We start from the raw sequence: 19,036 nt of genomic DNA, 5'->3' as shown, positions 1-19,036 counted from the left end.
GCTTATCTCGTCGGAGACCTGCCCGGCCGTCTGCGCGCGCGTTAGGATGAACCCCATTCGCTGCCCGGCCCACGTCGCCATGTCGCTACTCGAACAGAACCAGGTCTTCCAGTCCCTCGCCAGCTCGCCCCATGCCCGCCTGGAACACAGCGCGGAACTGGGCGACGGCCTGGGCGCGGCGCTGTGGAGCAACCACCACGATGCGCGGGACTACCAGGGACCGAAGGTCCACACCCTGTCCTGCTACCTGGCCGGCGGCACGGGCACCTACCGCCGCGAACGGCCGGATGCCAAGGGCGCGCCGGACAAGCTGTGCATCCTGCCCGCCGGGCATGAGTCATCCTGGGTGATCAACGGCGAGATCCGCCTGGCCCACCTCTACTTCAGCGCCGAGCATTTCGCCCAGGCCGCAGTGACCCTGCTGGACCGCGAGCCCCGCGAGCTGCAGCTACGCGAACGGACCTTCCTCGACGACCCTCGGCAGGCACGCAACTTCCACCAACTGATCCGCCTGGACTGGAACGAACCCGCCGAACGCCTGCGCGCCACCAGCCTGGCCTTCGACATGATCCACCACAGCCTGCTGACCCAGGCCGGGATGCGCGAGGGGCTGCGCCTGAAGGGGGGGCTGGCGCCGGCACTGCGCAAGCGCCTGGCGGACTACATCGAGCATCGCCTCGCCGAGCCCGTCAGCCTCGGCGAGCTGGCGACCTTCGCGGCGCTGTCGGAGTATCACTTCGCACGGATGTTTCGCGAGAGCTTCGGCGTGCCGCCGCACCAGTATGTGCTGGCACGCCGCCTGGAGCGGGCCCGCAAGCTGTTGCGGGACACCGGATTACCGCTGGGGGAAATCGCCCTGGCGTGCGGCTTCGCCAGTGCCAGTCACTTCAGCAATCGCTTCCGCGCGGCGCTCGGCGGCACGCCCGGGGCCTTCCGGGCGGCCTTCCGCTGATCAGAACACCAGGTCGGACAGGCGCCAGACCTCGAAGGCTGGCGTCTCGTAGGGATGGGCCTTTTTCAGGGCCTTGACCGCATCGTGGATCAGCTCGTCGGCGACCACCATCTCCACTTTCCACTCGGCCACCTGCTCGACCACGCCCGTCTGGCCGAGGAAAGGCTTGCTGCCCTCCAGCGGGCGGAACTGGCCCTGGCCCAGGGACTGCCAGCAGCAACTGTCATAAGCACCGATACGCCCGCCGCCCGCGGCGAAGATGGCGTTTTTCACGGGTTCCAGGTGACTCTCCGGAACGTAGAAGCACAGCTTGTACATCAGGTTCTCCGCAGGGATGGATCGGCGAGATGATACCCAAAATGATGGCATTTTGACGCCATATTACAGTGGCGCCGTTCACATACGGCGAGTTGGACCCACAACGCAGTGAAGCGTTCGGCATGGCCATAGGCTGCCTTGCACTAAGGGCGACGCCCTACTCACCCCTCCAGAAGCGTCGCCAGCGTTGGCCAAAGCCGGCCGCTGGCGGGCTGTGACTGCCGTCGCAGTAGGGCAGGCGGGCGGAGCGGCCACAGCGGCAGAGCAGCAGGCGCTGCTCGCGGCCGGCGGTCAGATGCAGGCCGTCGGGACACTCGGCCGGGCAGTCGGGCAAACACGCCGACCGGCCGCAACGGCAGAGGCGGCACTGGTCGCCGGATTGCAGCAGACGGACTTCAGGCAGTATCGGGTCCGGCATGAAAGGGGGCTCGGAAACGAAAAGGCGGGAGAAGAGTGCCTTCTCCCGCCTTTCGCTGTCGATGACCGAGGGGGCCAATCGGACCCGCCCTTCGGGCACCCTCTCCCCTGGGGGAGAGGGTCATCGGCTGGCCTGCCGCCTTTTAATCCACCCAGACGCGGGCGTTGCGGAACATGCGCATCCAGCCACCGTCTTCCTGCCACTCGTCCGGGCGCCAGGAGTTCTGCACAGCACGGAACACGCGCTCCGGGTGCGGCATCATGATGGTCACGCGGCCGTCGCGGCTGGTCAGGCCGGTGATGCCACGGGGCGATCCGTTCGGGTTGGCCGGGTAGGTCTCGGTGACCTTGCCGTGGTTATCGACGAAGCGCATGGCCACGCAACCGGACAGGTCGGCTTCCAGCAGGGCTTCCTCGCTCTCGAACTCCGCATGGCCTTCACCGTGGGCGATGGCGATGGGCATGCGCGAGCCGGCCATGCCGCGCAGGAAGATCGAGGACGACTCCTGTACCTGGACCATGGCCACGCGGGCCTCGAACTGCTCCGAGCGGTTGCGCACGAAGTGCGGCCAGAACTCGGTGCCGGGGATCAACTCATGCAGGTTGGACATCATCTGGCAACCGTTGCACACGCCGAGGGCGAAGCTGTCCTTGCGCTCGAAGAAGGCCTGGAAGCCATCACGGGCACGGCTGTTGAACAGGATCGACTTGGCCCAGCCCTCACCGGCGCCGAGCACATCGCCGTAGGAGAAGCCGCCGCAGGCCACCAGGCCCTTGAAGTCGTCCAGGCTGACGCGGCCAGCGAGGATGTCGCTCATGTGCACGTCGATCGCGGCGAAACCGGCGCGGTCGAACGCGGCGGCCATTTCCACCTGGCCGTTGACGCCCTGCTCGCGGAGGATCGCCACCTGCGGACGCACACCCTTCTTGATGTAGGGCGCGGCGATGTCCTGGTTGACGTCGAAGCCGAGCTTGATCGACAGGCCGGGGTTGTCTTCTTCCAGCAGGGCGTCGAACTCCTGGTCGGCGCAGTCGGCGTTATCGCGCAGACGCTGGATCTGATAGCTGGTTTCAGCCCACTGGCGCTGCAGCAGGCGGCGCTCGCCACCGAACACGGCTTCGCCGTTGAAGCTGATGGCGACGTTGGCGCCGTTCACCGGCTGGCCGATCACCGCCACGCAGTCGCCGAGGCCGGCCGCGCTGAACTGGGCCAGCACTTCCGGGGTGGCGTCCTGGCGGACCTGGATGACCGCGCCCAGCTCTTCGTTGAACAGCACGGCCGCCACGCCTTCGCGGTTGTCGGCCAGGGCGTCGAGGTAAAGGTCCAGGCCGCAGTGGCCGGCGAAGGCCATTTCCAGTGCGGTGGCCAGCAGGCCGCCGTCGGAGCGGTCGTGGTAGGCCAGCAGGTGGCCGTCGGCATTCAGGCCCTGGATCACGGCGAAGAAGGCCTTCAGGTCTTCGGCGTCGTCGACGTCCGGCACCTGCTGGCCGAGCTGGCTGTAGACCTGGGTGAGGATGGAGCCGCCCAGGCGGTTCTGGCCACGGCCGAGGTCCACCAGGATCAGGTCGGTCTCGCCCTTGTCCAGGCGCAGCTGCGGGGTCAGGGTCTGGCGCACGTCGCTGACCGGGGCGAAGCCGGTGACAATCAGGGACAGCGGCGAGGTGACGGACTTGTCCACACCCTCGTCCTGCCAGCGGGTCTTCATGGACATGGAGTCCTTGCCCACCGGGATGGTGATGCCCAGCGCCGGGCACAGCTCCATGCCCACGGCCTTGACGGTGTCGTACAGGCGGGCGTCCTCGCCCGGATGGCCGGCGGCGGCCATCCAGTTGGCGGAGAGCTTGATGTCGCCCAGTTTTTCGATCTTCGAGGCGGCCAGGTTGGTGATGGTCTCGCCGATGGCCATGCGCCCGGAGGCCGGCGCGTTCAGCAGGGCCAGCGGTGTGCGCTCGCCCATGGCCATGGCTTCGCCGGTGTAGACGTCGAAGCTGGTGGCGGTGACGGCGCAGTCGGCCACCGGCACCTGCCAGGGGCCGACCATCTGGTCGCGGGCCACCAGGCCGGTGATGGTGCGGTCGCCGATGGTGATCAGGAAGTTCTTGCTGGCCACGGCCGGATGGCGCAGCACGCGGCTGACGGCTTCTTCGATGTCCAGCTCGGCGGCGGCAAAGTCATCGCCCCGCTCCGCCTCGCGGCTGACCGAGCGGTGCATGCGCGGCGGCTTGCCGAGCAGGACTTCGAGCGGCATGTCCACCGGCTTGTTGCCGAAGTGGCTGTCGTTCACGGTCAGGTGACGCTCTTCGGTGGCCTCGCCGACGACGGCGAAGGGGCAGCGCTCGCGCTCGCAGATGGCCTTGAAGCGCTCGAAGTCGGCCGCATCCACGGAAAGCACGTAGCGCTCCTGGGACTCGTTGCACCAGATTTCCAGCGGGCTCATGCCCGGTTCGTCGTTGGGCACGGCGCGCAGTTCGAAACGGCCGCCGCGGCCGCCGTCGTTGATCAGTTCCGGCAGGGCGTTGGAGATGCCGCCGGCGCCGACGTCGTGGATGAACTTGATGGGGTTCTCGGCGCCCAGCTGCCAGCAGCGGTCGATCACTTCCTGGCAGCGGCGCTCCATTTCCGGGTTGTCGCGCTGCACCGAGGCGAAGTCCAGGTCGGCGGAGCTGGCGCCGGTAGCCATCGACGATGCGGCACCGCCGCCCAGGCCGATGAGCATGGCCGGCCCGCCGAGGACGATCAGCTTGGCGCCGACGGAGATCTCACCCTTCTGCACGTGCTCGGCGCGGATGTTGCCCATGCCGCCGGCGAGCATGATCGGCTTGTGGTAGCCGCGCACTTCTTCGCCGTGGGGCGTGTCGATAGCCTGCTCGAACGTGCGGAAGTAACCGGTCAGGGCCGGACGGCCGAACTCGTTGTTGAACGCGGCGCCGCCCAGCGGGCCTTCGATCATGATGTCCAGCGGGGTGACGATGCGCTCGGGCTTGCCGTAGGGCTTCTCCCAGGGCTGCTCGAAACCGGGAATCTGCAGGTTGGAGACGGTGAAGCCGGTCAGGCCGGCCTTGGGCTTGGCACCGCGACCGGTGGCGCCTTCGTCGCGGATTTCGCCGCCGGAACCGGTGGAGGCGCCGGGGAACGGGGCGATGGCGGTCGGGTGGTTGTGGGTCTCCACCTTCATCAGGATGTGCACGGGCTCCTGGGTAGCGCCGTACTGGCGGGTCGCCGGGTCCGGGAAGAAGCGGCCGGCGGTGAAGCCCTCGATCACCGAAGCGTTGTCCTTGTAGGCGGACAGCACGCCTTCGCGGTGCATCTCGTAGGTGTTCTTGATCATGCCGAACAGGCTCTTCTCCTGCGCCTGGCCGTCGATGTCCCAGCTGGCGTTGAAGATCTTGTGGCGGCAGTGCTCGGAGTTCGCCTGGGCGAACATCATCAGCTCGACGTCGTGGGGGTTGCGGCCCAGTTCGTTGAAGCTCTTCACCAGGTAGTCGATCTCGTCTTCGGCGAGCGCCAGGCCCAGTTCGACGTTGGCCTTCTCCAGCGCGGCGCGGCCGCCGGCGAGGATGTCGACGACGGTCAGCGGCTTGGGCTGGGCGTGGCTGAACAGGCCGGCAGCCTCTTCCTCGCCGGCCAGCACCAGCTGGGTCATGCGGTCATGCAGGCTGCTGGCGATCAGTTGCGCGTCGGCGTCGCTGATCTCGCCGGCCACGTAGTAGGCGATACCACGCTCCAGGCGTTCGATCTTGGCCAGGCCGCAATTGCGGGCGATGTCGGTGGCCTTGCTCGACCAGGGCGAGATGGTGCCGAAGCGCGGCACCACCAGGAACAGGCGGCCGCTGGGCTCCTGCACCGGGACGCTGGGACCGTACTTGAGCAGACGGGCCAGGACTTGCTCTTCCTCCCCGCTGAGTACGCCAGTCACTTCGGCGAAGTGGGTGAACTCGGCGTAGAGTCCGCTGACGGCGGGGACCTTCTGGGTCAATTGCTCGAGCAGTTTGCCGTGGCGAAAAGCGGAAAGGGCGGGAGCACCGCGCAGGATCAACATCTTCGGGACAGCCTCTGGGGAAGGGGTGTGCTGGGAGGCCGTGCATTCTAGCGCAAAGCGCCGCTTTCCGGCACCTCCGAAGGTGCCTCGCGTCGCCCGACCGCTAGCAGAGATGATGCGCCCTGTCGAGATATGGCACCCGCCAGGCTTTGCGTATACTCCGTGGATGCTAAATCACCACGTGTTCGGCACACGTCGGGCCTTTTGGGCCCTGGCTACCGGATTCTTCCTGATGCTCGTCGGCTGCAAGCAGCCCACCACCCTCGAGCGCGTTCAGGAGGAAGGTGTGCTACGTGTGATAACCCGCAACAGCCCGGCCACCTACTTCGAGGATCGCAACGGCGAAACCGGTTTCGAGTACGAACTGGTCAAGCGCTTCGCCGATGACCTGGGCGTCGAGCTGAAAATCGAAACCGCCGACAAACTGGACGAAGTCTTCTCCCGCCTGGGCCAGGCCAATGGTCCGGTGCTGGCGGCCGCCGGTCTGGTGGCCAGCGAGGCGCGCCGCAGCGAAATACGTTTCTCCCGCTCCTACCTGGACGTCACCCCGCAGGTCATCTACCGCAACGGCGAACGCCGCCCCACCCGCCCCGAGGGCCTGGTCGACCGGCGCATCCTGGTGCTCAAGGGCAGCAGCCACGCCGAGCAGCTGGCGGCGCTGAAGGTCACCCTGCCCGGCCTGACGTACGAGGAGTCCGACGAAGTGGAAGTGGTCGACCTGCTGCGCATGGTCGACGAAGGGCAGATCGACCTGACCCTGGTGGACTCCAACGAACTGGCGATGAACCAGGTCTACTTCCCCAACGTGCGCGTGGCCTTCGACCTGGGCGACGCCACCAGCCTGGCCTGGGCCATGGCGCCGGGCGAGGACGACAGCCTGTACGACGCGGTCAACGCCTTCCTCGACAAGGCCCGCAAGGACGGCACCCTGCAGCGTCTGAAGGACCGCTACTACGGCCATGTCGACGTGCTCGGCTATGTCGGCGCCTACACCTTCGCCAAGCACCTGCAACAGCGCCTGCCCAAGTACGAGCAGCACTTCCGCCAGGCCTCCCAGAAAAACGACGTGGACTGGCGCCTGCTGGCCGCCATCGGCTACCAGGAGTCGCTCTGGCAACCCACCGCCACGTCCAAGACCGGCGTGCGCGGCCTGATGATGCTGACCGAAAACACCGCCAAGGCCATGGGCGTGTCCAACCGCCTGAACGCCAAGCAGAGCATCTTCGGTGGCGGCAAGTACTTCACCATGATCAAGAACGGGCTGTCCGAGGACCTCAAGGAGCCGGACCGCACCTGGTTCGCCCTCGCCGCCTACAACGTCGGCATCGCCCACCTGGGCGACGCGCGCAAGCTGGCGGAAGCCGAAGGCCTGAACCCCAACAAGTGGCTGGACGTGAAGAAAATGCTCCCGCGCCTGTCGCAGAAGCAGTGGTACCGCAAGACCCGCTACGGCTATGCACGCGGCGGCGAGACGGTGCACTTCGTGCAGAACATCCGCCGCTACTACGACATCCTCACCTGGGTGACCCAGCCGCAGATGGAAGGCAGCCAGTTGGCCGAGAACACCAGCCACCTGCCCGGCATCAACAAGACACGTCCACCGGAAGAGCAACCGGACGAAAAGCTCTGATGCCCGTCCCGGGGTACAGAAGAAGGCCCGCACGAAGCGGGTCTTTTTGCTGACTGCCGATCACCCGTCCGAACGCAGCAGGTTCAGCGCGCTGTAGATGGCGTAGGCCGCACTGGCCAGGTAGATCAGTACGATGACCACCTGCACCAGCGGATGGGCAATCCAACCGCACTGCCAGGCCGAGCACCAGCAGCCGATTCTTTGGCTGGTTTCCGGGCCGAGCCGGCGAAACGTGTCGAAGATGTGGGTCAGGATGCTGCCGCCCAGCCCCCCCAGCAGGAGGTCAGCCTATTGAGGGCGCCTCCTGGCATTGGCCCCGGATGCGGGACCCGCCCAGGCGGGTCGGATCGGACCGCTCCGGACCGCCCTTCACGGGCGGGCGCGCACCTTACACATCGGGCGCGAGGGGCCAGGCAAGACGCGCGCGACCTTGGTCGCATGGCGATGAACCATCAGGCGTCCTTGCGCGCCGCCCGCCGGGCCTGGAAGAAGCCCGAGAGCAGTTCGCTGCTGGCCTGCGCCAGCACCCCGCCCTCCACCAGCACGCGGTGGTTGAGGAATTCCTGGTTGAAGAACTCGCCGCGGCTGACCGCCACGCCCGCCTTGGGCTCGGTGGCGCCATAGACCACGCGGGTGATCCGCGAATGGACGATCAGCCCGGCGCACATGCTGCAGGGCTCCAGGGTGACGTACAGGGTGCTGCCCACCAGCCGGTAGTTCTCCAGGCGGCTGGCGGCGTCGCGTACCGCCACCATCTCGGCGTGGGCGCTGGGATCATGGCCGGAGATCGGACAGTTGAAGCCGCGGCCGACGATCTCGCCGTCCTTGACCAGCACCGCGCCCACCGGCACCTCGCCCAGCTCCGCCCCCTGGCGGGCAAGTTCGAGGGCTTCGCGCATGAAGTGTTCGTCGCGGCTGCGGTCGATGATCTGGGGCTGGCGCATGCTCGGCTCAGGCAACCTCGATGGCGGCCATCAGGCCGGTTTCCATATGGTCGATGACGTGGCAGTGGAACATCCACACCCCCGGGTTGTCCGCCACCAGCGCAATGCGCGCGGTTTCGTTCTTGCCCAGCAGGTAGGTGTCGGTGAAGTACGGAATGATGGACTTGCGATCGGAATCCAGCACCTTGAAAGCCATGCCGTGCAAATGGATCGGGTGCAGGTACTGGGCCATGTTGCGCAGCTCGAAGATGTAGTGGCCGTCCTTCTTCAGCTTGGCGATGGGGCGATCCGCACAGGTCTTGTCGTCGATGTCCCAGGCGCGGCCGTTGATCTGCCAATAGTTGCTCGGCCGGCCGGCGCCGCTGGCCAGGGTCGCCGCCCATTCGAAGTTGAAACGCAGCACCTGGGCCTTCTCCAGGTCGGGCTCCGGCACCGGGTTGGCCGGCAGCGCCGCCGGCCAATCGCCGGGCGCTTCGCTGCTGGCCACGCTCTTCAGGGTCGCCAGGCGCAGCGGGCCATTGCGTAGCGGCAGTTCGGTGCCTTCCGCCGGCACCTTCAGCGCCAGCTCCAGGCGCATGCCCGGCCCCAGCCAGTATTCCTTGCCCAGGTCGCGGGGCTCCACGGGATGGCCGTCGAGGGAGTAGATGCGCGCTTGGCCACCCGGCAGGTTGAGGCGGTAGGTCACCGTGTTGTCCAGGTTGAGGATGCGCAGACGCACCACCTGGCCGGCCGGAAGCTCCAGCGTCGGCAGCGGCTTCCCGTTGACGGTGGTCAGGCGGCCGCGCGTACCTTCGCGGGCGGCCTCGCGGGGCACGCTGAACGCGGTGAAAGCCCCCTGCTGGTCCACATGCCAGGTCTTCAGGCTGAGCACCTTCTCGTGCCTGAACCCGGTGGGCTCGCGCTCCTCGACAATCAGCGGACCGACCAGGCCGCGCCCCAGCTGGTGGGCGCTGGACAGGTGCGGGTGGTACCAGAAGCTGCCGGCGTCATCGGTCTTGAAGCGGTAATCGAAGTACTCGCCGGGCAGCACCGGCAGCTGCGACACATAGGGCACGCCATCCATTTCCAGCGGCACACGGATACCGTGCCAGTGGATGGTGGTGGGCTCGTCGAGCTTGTTGATGAAGCGCACCCGCAGCCAGTCGCCCTGACGCGAACGCAGCTCCACCCCCGGTGCCTGGCCGCCATAGGCCCAGGCCGGGGTGGTGTGGCCGGTGACCAGTTCGACGCCCAGCGGGGCGGCGATCAGCTCGTAGTCGTGGGTCTTGGCGTCCAGGGTGCGGCCCAGCCAATAGCGGGCGCCACCGGCGCCGAGGCCGACCACGCCGAGGCCTACCAGGCCACCAAGAATCTGTCTGCGGGTGAAGGACATGGGGTCAGGCTCCTCTGGAAAAGAACGGGGCTGTCCCATCGGCTAATCGAACCGGCCTCTGCCGGGCCGGCTTAGGGGCGCACACGATACACCCAGCAACCAAGAAAGATAAGCGAAAGCCTGTGCAATGGCCGCGACCGATGGGCGCAGCAGTTCTGCCGTGCCCGGCCTAGGCTGAAAAGGATGTCCCGACTCTCTGCAGAGGAGCGTCTCCATGCATCCCACCCGCCGTCAACTGATGCAATTCGGTCTCGGCGGCCTGGTGCTATTGAGCTGGCCGCGATTCGGCCAGGCCGACAACACCAGGACCTGCCGCCTCAGCCCGGAACAGACCGCCGGGCCCTTCTACCTGGAAGATGCGCTGCTGCGCCAGGACATCACGGACGGCAAACCGGGCACGCCCCTGCGCCTGCAATTCGACGTGCTGGAGCTGGATGGCTGCCGCCCCTTGGGCGATGCCGCGCTGGAGATCTGGCATTGCGATGCCGGGGGCGCCTATTCGGGCGTCGGCGCGGGCGACACGAGCCGCTTCCTGCGCGGCGTGCAGATCACCGATCAAGAAGGCCGCGCGGAGTTCCGCAGCATCCTCCCGGGCTACTACCCGGGTCGCACCAACCACGTGCACCTCAAGGTGCATCTGAGCGAACGGGATATCCACACCGGCCAGCTGTATTTCCCCGAGGACATCATCCGCCCCGCCATGGCCAGGCCGCCTTACGCGCACCCCGGCCAGGCATGGACCTCCCGGGAGCAGGATTACCTCTATCGCCGGCGGGAAGGTGACCAGTCCGTTGCCGAGATGCAGCCGGATGGCGAGGGGTTCATCGCGCGGTTGACGCTGGTGGTCGATACCCGCGCCAACGCCTGATCGCGTGTCGAAGCCGGGAAGGGTGGGTCGAGCGGCACGGGCCCCATACGAATGGCATGGCGCCTGGCGTCCTGGATGATCCGTTCGGCTACATCCGGGCCCTGGCGCAGGGGCCTCCGAGGTCACGCACGAGCCCGCTGCCGGGCTTGGCTCGCCCCATTTCAGGCCGGCATCTTCCGCACCGCCCTCCTGACCGCCTGAGGCGGCACCCCGAATCCACGCACAAAGACCTCACGCATATGGCGTCGATCGCGAAACCCGGTTTCCCGTGCAATGACATCCAGGCTGTGGCGGCTTTGTTCAACCATCAGGCGCGCCGCTTCCAGTCGCAGGCTCTCGATGGCCTTGGCCGGCGACTGGCCCGTTTCGGCAGTGAACACCCGGGTGAATTGCCGGGGACTGAGGTGAACGTGCTCCGCCAGCTCTTCGACGCTCAACGCGCGGTTGAGATGTTGGCGGGCGTAATTCAGGGCCTGCTGCATCCGATCGGATTTCGGTGCCAGATCCAGCATCTCCGAATGCTGCGACTGGCCTCCAGAGCGGCGCTGGTGCATGACGAGCTTATGCGCGACGGAGCGCGCCACCTCGGCGCCAAGATCCTTTTCCACCATGCCGAGCGCCAGGTCGAGTCCCGCAGTCATGCCAGCCGATGTCCATACCGCGCCATCGATGATGAAGATGCGGTCCTCCTCGACATGAATGGCCGGATAGCGGCTCTGCATCTCCCGTGCATACGCCCAGTGCGTGGTCGCACGCTTGCCTTCCAGCAGGCCAGCCTGAGCGAGCACGAAGCCCCCTGTACAAATGCCCGCCGTGCGCCGCGCCTGGGAGCCGGCAAGACGCACGAATGCCAGCACATCCGGATCGGGCGGGTTGCCGAGAGGATCATTGACGCCCACGACCATCCAGGTGTCGGCGTATCCGGGGGCCTGGAACGCGCGGGTTTCGACAGACATCCCGAGCGACGAGCGAACGGGTCGGCCCGAGGCCGAAAAGTTCTCGATTATGTAGAACGACTCACCCGCCACCAGATTGGCCAACTCGAACACAGTCTGCGTAGCCAGCGACATCACCTGAAAGCCGTCCGCCAGCAGATAGCCGATGCGATGCATGACCTACCCCCAATGTCTCAAAACACGACCATAAACGTCATTTGAGACGCTGTCGAGACGCGGCAACATGGCTCCACCGAATCAACACAACCCTGGAGCCCATCATGAATCGTTCAAACGCGGGTACTGCCCTGATCACTGGCGCCTCATCCGGCATCGGCGCCATTTATGCGGATCGCCTCGCCCGCCGCGGCTATGACCTGATTCTGGTCGCACGCAACCGTGAGCGTCTGAATGCCTTGGCAAAGCGGATCACGACCGAGACCCGCCAGACGGTGGAAGTCCTCGATGCCGACCTGGGCAATCGTGCTTCCCTGGCCACGGTAGAAGCCAAACTCAAGGAAGATGCCAGCATCACCCTGCTGGTGAACAACGCGGGCATCGGCACCCACACGCCGCTGCTGCAGAGTGACGTCGAGCAGATGAGCCACATGATCGACCTGAACGTCACCGCGCTGACTCGCCTGAGCTACGCAGCCGTGCCGGGCATGGTTGCACGAGGCCATGGCGGCATCATCAATATCTCGTCGATCGTCAGCATTGCCCCGGAAATTCTCAACGGCGTGTATGGCGGCAGCAAAGCCTTCGTCACCGCGTTCAGCCAGTCCCTGCACCATGAGCTGGCCGGCCAGGGCATCCAGGTTCAAGCCGTACTGCCAGGCGCGACCGCTACCGAGTTCTGGGAGACCGGCGGCCTGCCCCTTGAGCACCTGGACCCGAAGATCGTCATGCGCGCAGACCAACTGGTCGATTCGGCGCTGACCGACTACGACCGCGGCGAACTGATCTCCATCCCGTCTCTCCACGATTTCGAGCAATGGCGCGCCTATGAGGCCAAGCGTCGTGAGATGTCCGCTCAGCTGTCCAGCAACACACCTGCACCTCGTTACGCCACCCACTGAATCGCACATCAGGAGCACAGACCATGAAACTGACTGGCAATACCATCTTCATCACCGGCGGCACCTCGGGTATCGGCCGCGGACTGGCCGAAGCCTTCCACCGCCTGGGCAATCAGGTGATCATCGCCGGCCGCCGCAAGGCCTTGCTGGACGAAATCGCCACGGCCAATCCCGGTATCGATACCGTGGAACTCGACATCAACGACCCGGCGCAGATCAAGGCCGTCGCCGAGCAGGTGATCGCACGCCACCCCGACCTGAACGTGGTGATCAACAACGCCGGCATCATGCCGTTCGACAATCCGGCCTCGGGCGACCTGGACGATGATCAGGCCATTGGCCTGCTGAACACCAACGTGCTCGGCCCGGTGCGCGTCAGCGCGGCATTCGTCGAGCACCTCAAGCGCCAGCCGCAGGCCTGGATCATCAACAACAGCTCGGTGCTGGCGTTCCTGCCCCTGGCCGCGACCGCGCTGTACTCCGCCACCAAGGCCGCCATCCACTCCTACACGCTGTCGCAGCGCTTCGCCCTGCGCGACACCCGCGTCGGGGTCCTCGAGATCGCTCCGCCATGGGTGGATACCGATCTGATTCACAAGAGCGGCGACCCCCGCGCCATGCCATTGGACGCGTTCCTGAGCGAGACGCTGGCCAAGCTCGAACAGGCGACTACCGAAGTGCTGGTCGACGGCGTGGTTCCACTGCGCGCCAATGTCGGACCGAACGAGCATACGCTGGTGAACCAGTTCAACCAGTCGCTGGTGGACAACCCGATCCCCGTGGCGTGAGAACGCCGGCTGGACCTGTCCCGTGACAGGTCGCGGGCCTGCGGAGTCTTCGATGCTGTGTTTCTGTCCGGCCCTGGGCGGTATGGCGCTGCCCGAACGGCTGGACAGACTCACAGGTCGAGCTGATCCAAGGGGATCGCCACCTCCCCGGCGACGGTCCGGTGAAGCCAAGGGCATAACGTTCGCCATTCCGCACGAGCCCGCCGACAGCGCAAAACTGCCCGAACGGTCAGGGGCTTCAACCGAACGTATTTTCATTCTGCGAATGAAAGTGTTGATCGGTTCAGCGCCTTTTTCTCCGCAGACGATAAGCCGAAGATGGCTTCGCGTTCCGCTCCCGGCCTATGTCCCCGCAGGAGTCACCCCATGGACACCTTGGTTGTTAGCGACCCAAGTCTGTCCATCGAAGGCCGCGTCGTGGGGCGGGCACCTGGGTCACATCGAGAGACCTGGATCGAAAGCGGCACAGCCAGAGGCAAGATCGCTCTGAAAGCCTCTGACTCGTTCGAGCCTACTGCCCTCATTGCAGACAACGGAGAATCCTCATGCGCATCCCCCTGCCGATCCGGCACACAGCTCTGGCCCTGGCCCTGGCCCTGGCCATCCTCAGCCCTGCCACTTTTGCAGCCCAGCTGCAACCGCTGCCGGCCAGCGCCGCCGCAGAAAAGCCGGTGGGAGTGATCGATCAGGTGTTCGCCTTTCATGGGGCGATGCCCACTGGCGTAACCGTCAGCGAGACGGGTCGCATCTTCGTCAACTTCCCGCGCTGGGGCGACACCGTTCCCTTCACCGTCGGCGAAATCCGCAATGGCACTGTGGAGCCATACCCCAACGCCGCCATCAACGTCGCAGACCCGAACGACCCGTCCAAGGGCTTCATTAGCGTGCAAAGCGTGGTTGCCGATGGCAAGGGGCGCGTCTGGGTGCTGGACACCGCCGCACCGGAATTTTCCACACCGCGCGCCGGGGGCGCCAAGCTGGTAGCCATCGACCTCGCCAGCGACAAGGTCGTCAAGACCCTGGTGTTTCCACCCGAGGTGATCCTGCCGAGCACCTACGTCAACGACATGCGCTTCGACTTCCGCGCAGGCGCGCAGGGTACGGTCTACGTCACTGACTCATCGGTGTCCGGCCCTGGCGGGATCATCGTCATGGACATCGCCAGCGGCGCGGCCAGCCGCCGCCTGAGCGGTGCGCCACAGACCTCCGTGGATAGCCATTTCGTTCCAATGGTCGAGGGCCGGCCGGCGCTGCTGAGCAAAGGCGCCGACGGCAAGACGAAGCCGCTGGGAGTGGCTTCGGACGGCATCGCACTGTCCGCTGACGGCAGCACGCTGTACTTCTCGCCACTGTCCAGCCGCCACCTCTACGCGGTGCCTACCAAGTTGCTGCGCGATCCTCGGGTGAGCGAAGCGCAATTGCAGGCGGCCGTGCGCGACCTGGGCGAAAAGGGCGCGTCCGATGGACTGGAGGCTGACGCTGAAGGCGCCGTTTACGCTACGGACTACGAGCACAACGGCATCCGCAAACGCCTGGCCGACGGCAGTTGGCAAACCATCGTGCATGATCCACGGGTGCTCTGGCCGGACACCCTCTCCATCGGCCCGGATGGCTATCTGTACTTCACCGCCAATCAGCTGCACCGCTCGCCTGGCTTCAACGATGGCCACGACCTGCGCAGCAAGCCCTACAGCCTGTTGCGGGTGAAGATCGACGCGGCCCCTGCGCCGACGCATTGAAGCCCGATGCCGACAAGCAACGCTTAGCAACTCCCGAAGAACGTCCGACGGCCCTTGCCGCCGGACGAGGCACGCCCGAGACGCCGATCGTCCATCCGGGCACTGGCGACCCAGGGTTCCATGCCACCAGTGCCCAGACCGGTTGATGCCGGGAAAGCCGCATGAGGCCACGTTCCCGCGACACGATTCGCCGCCTCGCCCCGGAGAGTAATGGAGCGTGCTTAGCACGCTCCATTACGGTCAATTCGTCCCCTATTCCGTGAACTGGCGCTGTCTTATGAGGCCCATACTCGCTAGATAGATCTGATTCATAAAGGCGCCCATACCGGTTCGCGAAGCAGTCTTGAGCCTCCTCCACTCTTAAACATTCGAGGTTGCTGTGCATCGACTGCCTACTAGGACACTGCTGGGCATCAGCTACCGCCGAGCCCATTTCATGAAGCGGGTACGTATTGACTGGCCTGCTCCGAGAGTGTCCGGCTCGCTCCTCAGCAGCGAGGCAATGGCCGGTAGCAGCACCAGCGCACCGACCATGTTCCAGATGAACAGCAGCACCAGCAGCAGGCCCATGTCGGCCTGGAACTTCAGCGCCGAGAAGGCCCAAGTCGCCACGCCAACGGCCAGGGTCAGGCCGGTGAAGGCAATCGAGGTGCCGGTGGTCTTCAGCGCCTCGAAGAACGCGGCCTGGAAGCGCAGGCCCTGGTGCAGGAAGCCCTCGATGCGGCTGTACAGGTAGATGCCGTAATCCACGCCGATGCCGACTCCGAGGGCGATCACCGGCAAGGTAGCGATCTTCACACCCAGGCCCATCTGCGCCATTACTGCCTCACAGAGCACTGTGGACAGGTACAGCGGCGCCATCAGGGCGAAGGTCACCTTGAGCGACTTGAACTCCCACCACACCACCAGCGAGGTAATGAAGAACACCAACGCCAGCATCATCGGCTCGGAGAACCTGATGACAATATTGATGGCCGCCTCGATGCCGGCGTTGCCCGCCGCCTGGAGGATCTCGAATTCGCCGGTGGGCTGCTGCCGGGCGAAGGCTTCCACGGCCTGAACCACGCGGCTCAGGGTCTCGGCCTTGTGGTCGCGCAGGTACAGGCTGATCGGCGCGACGCTGCAGTCGGAGTCGACGAACTCGGAGGAGGCGCCGGAGCGCGCGCCGTTCATCACGTATTGGTCGCGCGAGAACTCGGCCCATTTCGGGTTGCCCTCGTTGCGCGCCAGGATGGCGAAGCGCATGTGGCCGTATAGCGAGGCCACCGATTCGACGCCCTCGACGTCGAGCATGTGCTGCTCGAACCGGTTGGCCAGGTCGGCGGCGGCGAAGCGCGCGCACTGCTCCTGCGGCGTCTTGAAGATCACCACATAGACGTCGGTGCTGGTGGTGTAGTGCTTGAGCAGGTAGGCGTTGTCCTGGTTGTAGCGGGCCTCGGGGCGGAACTCCGGGGCGCCGGCGTCGAGATCGCCGATCTTCAGGTCACGGCGCTCGAGGTAACCGATACCCAGCAACACCAGGGCGCCCAACAGCAACGGGAGGGCGATGCGCGGCTCGACCACCCGCGCCAGACGGCGGAACACCGGCCAGGAGGAGTTGGCGCGTTTGCGCTGCTGGGCCATGCCGCGCGGGCTGACGCCGACATAGGACATCAACACCGGAAGCAGGAACATTTTGGTGAAGATGGCGACAAACACACCGATGCTGGCGGTGATCGCCAGTTGCTGGATCACGCCGATGTCGATCACCAGCAGGGTGATGAAACCCACCGCGTCGGCCAGCAAGGCAGTGGTGCCGGGGATGAACAGGGCACGAAAGGTGCGCCGCGAGGCTTCGACCGGGCCGCAGCCGTGGCCCATCTCGCTCATCATCAGGTTGATGTTCTGCACCGCATGGCTGATGCCGATGGCGAAGATCAGAAATGGCACCAGGATCGAGTACGGGTCCAGGCCGTAGCCCAGCAGGCTGAGCAGACCGAGCTGGCAGACCACGGTGAGCAGGCAGGTCAGCACGGTCACCGCGGTACTGCGCCAGCAACGGCAGTAGGCGTACAGCAGCAGGCTGATCAGGCCGACGGTGATGGCGAAGAACAGCGCGATGTCGCTGGCGGCGGCGATCAGGTCGCCGATGATCTGGGCGAAGCCGATCACCCGGATGCTCACGCCCTGGGCGGCGAAGTGCTCGCGCACGGTCTCCAGGCGCTGGGTGAAGACGCCGTAATCCAGCGGCTGCCCGGTCTGCGGATCGACCTCCAGCAGCGGCACGCGAATGACGGTCGAGCGGGAGTCGTCGGCCACATAGCTGCCGAGCATGTTGGCGCGCAGCACGTTCAGCCGCACCTGGGCCAGCGCCGCGGGGCTGCCGTCGTAGCCGTCGGGGATCACCCGGCCGGCGCGCAGGCCCTCGGTGGTGACCTCGCTCCACAGTGCGTTGGGGGTCCACAGCGACTTCAGGTTGCCGCGGTCGACGCCCGGCAGGTAGAAGATCCGGTCGCTGACTTCGCGCAGGGTTTCCATGTAGGCCTTGGTGAAGATCTCGCCCTCAGGGTTCTCCACCAGCACACGCAGCACGTTGCTTTGCGGGCGCAGCACGTCCTCGAACTTCAGGTAGTTCTGGATGAACGGATGGCCGGTGGGAATCATCCGCGTAAAGCTGGCGTCGGGGCGCAGCTCCAGGGCCTTCCAGCCCAGCAGCAGAGAGGCCGCCAGGAAGCAGACCAGCACCGCCAGGCGGTTATGGAACAGGCCGCGTTCGGTGAGGTTCACCAGGCGCTGCAGGGCCGACGTTGCGTGTGCCTGCTTGATCGGGGCATTCATGGCAGCTGCTCCTCGAGAACGGAATGGGGCAGCAGTTGCAGGCCGTCGCGACCGATCACTGCCAACTGCTTCGCGGGTAAGGGGGCGACGCCGAGCAGGGCCGCCTTGTTCGGCGCCTGCCAGCGCCGGAAGCGCTCGCCATCCGGGCTGACCAGCAGGGTGCCGCCCTGGCCGGCGAGCAGCAGGCTGCCGTCGGCCAGTTGGCTGGCGCCGTAGAGGTTGGCGCGCGACGGCAGCGGGATCGGCTGCCAGGTCGAGCCCAGGTCGGCGCTGCTCAGCAGGGCTCCGCCGAACCCCAGCAGCAGCACGCGGCCGTCGCTCAGTTGCAACAGCTTGTACAGCGAGGCGTCGGTCAGCGCCTCGCCCGCAGCCCAGCTCTGCCCGCCGTCATTCGAGCGGTGCAGACGCCCGCCCTCTCCGGCCACCAGCAGACTGCCGTCGGCCAGGCCGAGTACGGCGTTCAGGTGCAGACGCTCGGGGTTGTCCAGGCTGGAAACGAATGCCCAGCTCTGCCCACCATTGGTGGTGTGCAGGATCATGCCGTAGGCCCCGACCACCCAGCCCTCCTCGGCGTTGCGGAACCACACGTCGAGCAAGGGCCGCGAGGGGCCGGCCTCGACACCGGCCCTGGCGTCGTCGACGGCGAAGTAGGCGTTGTCCAGCGCGGCGCTCAGCGCCTCGTCGTCCGGTGCCGCGGCGCTGGCCTCCTCCAGGCGCGCCACCTCGGCCTCGGCCCAGTCCAGCATCAGCTTGCCGATGGCCAGGCCGTCGAACTGCTTGCGCCAGCTCAGGCCGCCGTCGGCGCTGTGCAGGATCACGCCGTCGTGGCCGACGGCCCAGCCGTAGCGCTCGTCGACGAAATGCAGGGCGGTCAGCAGCAGGTCCACGGGAACCTGGGCCTGGCGGAGCGTGCCGCCTGCATCGCGCAGCAGCACGTGGCCGCTCTCGCCGACCATCACCAGTTGGTCGCCTACCTGTTGCAGGTCGGTGAGCGGCGCTTGGGCGGCTCGCGGGGTGAGGCGCGAGGGGCGCTCCAGGCGATCGGTCGGCTCGGCGGCGGCAGGCAGGGTGCCGAGCAGGCAGAGCAAGGCCAACGCAGGGCGGAAAATGAGTTTCATCGGCAGGCGCCTCAAAAAA

At 66.2% G+C, this 19,036-nt stretch carries 14 protein-coding genes and 1 pseudogene; 6 read left to right on the top strand and 9 right to left on the bottom strand.

The features are described 5' to 3' along the window. The first annotated feature begins 79 nt into the window (after positions 1 to 79). Entirely contained in the window at positions 80 to 952 is an 873-nt protein-coding gene (locus PJW05_RS06815) for an AraC family transcriptional regulator (RefSeq protein WP_271412183.1), read from the top strand. On the opposite strand, the gene PJW05_RS06810 is transcribed toward PJW05_RS06815, so the two are convergent. From PJW05_RS06810 to purL, 3 genes are all read right to left on the bottom strand, one after another. Beyond that, the gene (locus PJW05_RS06810) at positions 953 to 1,270 is read right to left on the bottom strand and encodes a Nif3-like dinuclear metal center hexameric protein (RefSeq protein WP_271410960.1); all 318 of its coding nucleotides are present in this window, start codon (positions 1,268 to 1,270) and stop codon (positions 953 to 955) included. A 157-nt stretch (positions 1,271 to 1,427) separates the two neighbouring features. Then, complete coding sequence (locus PJW05_RS06805) at positions 1,428 to 1,688, bottom strand: CDGSH iron-sulfur domain-containing protein (protein WP_271410959.1); 261 nt, start codon at positions 1,686 to 1,688, stop codon at positions 1,428 to 1,430. A 142-nt stretch (positions 1,689 to 1,830) separates the two neighbouring features. Beyond that, positions 1,831 to 5,727, bottom strand: coding sequence for a phosphoribosylformylglycinamidine synthase (gene purL, locus PJW05_RS06800; RefSeq protein ID WP_271410958.1), 3,897 nt, complete (start codon positions 5,725 to 5,727; stop codon positions 1,831 to 1,833). Between the two features lie 166 nt (positions 5,728 to 5,893). On the opposite strand from purL, the gene mltF reads away from it, so the two are divergent. Beyond that, positions 5,894 to 7,357, top strand: coding sequence for a membrane-bound lytic murein transglycosylase MltF (mltF, locus tag PJW05_RS06795; RefSeq protein WP_271410957.1), 1,464 nt, complete (start codon positions 5,894 to 5,896; stop codon positions 7,355 to 7,357). Positions 7,358 to 7,417: 60 nt separating this feature from the next. Here mltF and PJW05_RS26700 read toward each other — a convergent pair. The 3 genes and pseudogenes from PJW05_RS26700 to PJW05_RS06785 form a co-directional block, all read right to left on the bottom strand. Next, positions 7,418 to 7,537, bottom strand: a pseudogene (locus PJW05_RS26700) (hypothetical protein); the annotation flags it as partial. 272 nt (positions 7,538 to 7,809) lie between these two features. Continuing rightward, a complete protein-coding gene (gene tadA, locus PJW05_RS06790) occupies positions 7,810 to 8,301 on the bottom strand; it encodes a tRNA adenosine(34) deaminase TadA (protein WP_271410956.1) in 492 nt (163 codons plus the stop codon). Positions 8,302 to 8,308: 7 nt separating this feature from the next. Further along, complete coding sequence (locus PJW05_RS06785; protein ID WP_271410955.1) at positions 8,309 to 9,673, bottom strand: multicopper oxidase family protein; 1,365 nt, start codon at positions 9,671 to 9,673, stop codon at positions 8,309 to 8,311. A gap of 214 nt (positions 9,674 to 9,887) precedes the next feature. Here PJW05_RS06785 and PJW05_RS06780 point away from each other — a divergent pair, with 214 nt between their 5' ends. Beyond that, positions 9,888 to 10,541 carry an intradiol ring-cleavage dioxygenase gene (locus PJW05_RS06780; protein ID WP_271410954.1) on the top strand — a complete coding sequence of 218 codons (654 nt, stop codon included), beginning with the start codon at positions 9,888 to 9,890 and terminating at the stop codon, positions 10,539 to 10,541. 161 nt (positions 10,542 to 10,702) lie between these two features. On the opposite strand, the gene PJW05_RS06775 is transcribed toward PJW05_RS06780, so the two are convergent. Then, complete coding sequence (locus PJW05_RS06775) at positions 10,703 to 11,653, bottom strand: GlxA family transcriptional regulator (protein ID WP_271410953.1); 951 nt, start codon at positions 11,651 to 11,653, stop codon at positions 10,703 to 10,705. A 104-nt stretch (positions 11,654 to 11,757) separates the two neighbouring features. Here PJW05_RS06775 and PJW05_RS06770 point away from each other — a divergent pair, with 104 nt between their 5' ends. The 3 genes from PJW05_RS06770 (at position 11,758) to PJW05_RS06760 (ending at position 15,082) form a co-directional block, all read left to right on the top strand. Beyond that, positions 11,758 to 12,555 carry an SDR family NAD(P)-dependent oxidoreductase gene (locus PJW05_RS06770; protein ID WP_271410952.1) on the top strand — a complete coding sequence of 266 codons (798 nt, stop codon included), beginning with the start codon at positions 11,758 to 11,760 and terminating at the stop codon, positions 12,553 to 12,555. Between the two features lie 23 nt (positions 12,556 to 12,578). Further along, on the top strand, positions 12,579 to 13,343 hold the full coding sequence (locus PJW05_RS06765) for an SDR family oxidoreductase (RefSeq protein WP_271410951.1): 765 nt from the start codon (positions 12,579 to 12,581) through the stop codon (positions 13,341 to 13,343). 545 nt (positions 13,344 to 13,888) lie between these two features. Next, complete coding sequence (locus PJW05_RS06760) at positions 13,889 to 15,082, top strand: L-dopachrome tautomerase-related protein (protein ID WP_271410950.1); 1,194 nt, start codon at positions 13,889 to 13,891, stop codon at positions 15,080 to 15,082. A gap of 417 nt (positions 15,083 to 15,499) precedes the next feature. Here PJW05_RS06760 and PJW05_RS06755 read toward each other — a convergent pair whose 3' ends face one another. After that, complete coding sequence (locus PJW05_RS06755) at positions 15,500 to 17,899, bottom strand: efflux RND transporter permease subunit (RefSeq protein ID WP_271410949.1); 2,400 nt, start codon at positions 17,897 to 17,899, stop codon at positions 15,500 to 15,502. Further along, the gene (locus PJW05_RS06750; RefSeq protein ID WP_271410948.1) at positions 17,896 to 19,017 is read right to left on the bottom strand and encodes a WD40/YVTN/BNR-like repeat-containing protein; all 1,122 of its coding nucleotides are present in this window, start codon (positions 19,015 to 19,017) and stop codon (positions 17,896 to 17,898) included. Before PJW05_RS06750 ends, PJW05_RS06755 begins: the two co-directional genes overlap by 4 nt. Positions 19,018 to 19,036: the final 19 nt, after the last annotated feature.

Origin of the sequence: Pseudomonas sp. Q1-7 (assembly GCF_028010285.1) — a bacterium.
Classification (GTDB): domain Bacteria; phylum Pseudomonadota; class Gammaproteobacteria; order Pseudomonadales; family Pseudomonadaceae; genus Metapseudomonas.
Note: the sequence above shows the minus strand (reverse complement) of the source record. Positions and strands in the feature narration are given on the sequence as shown.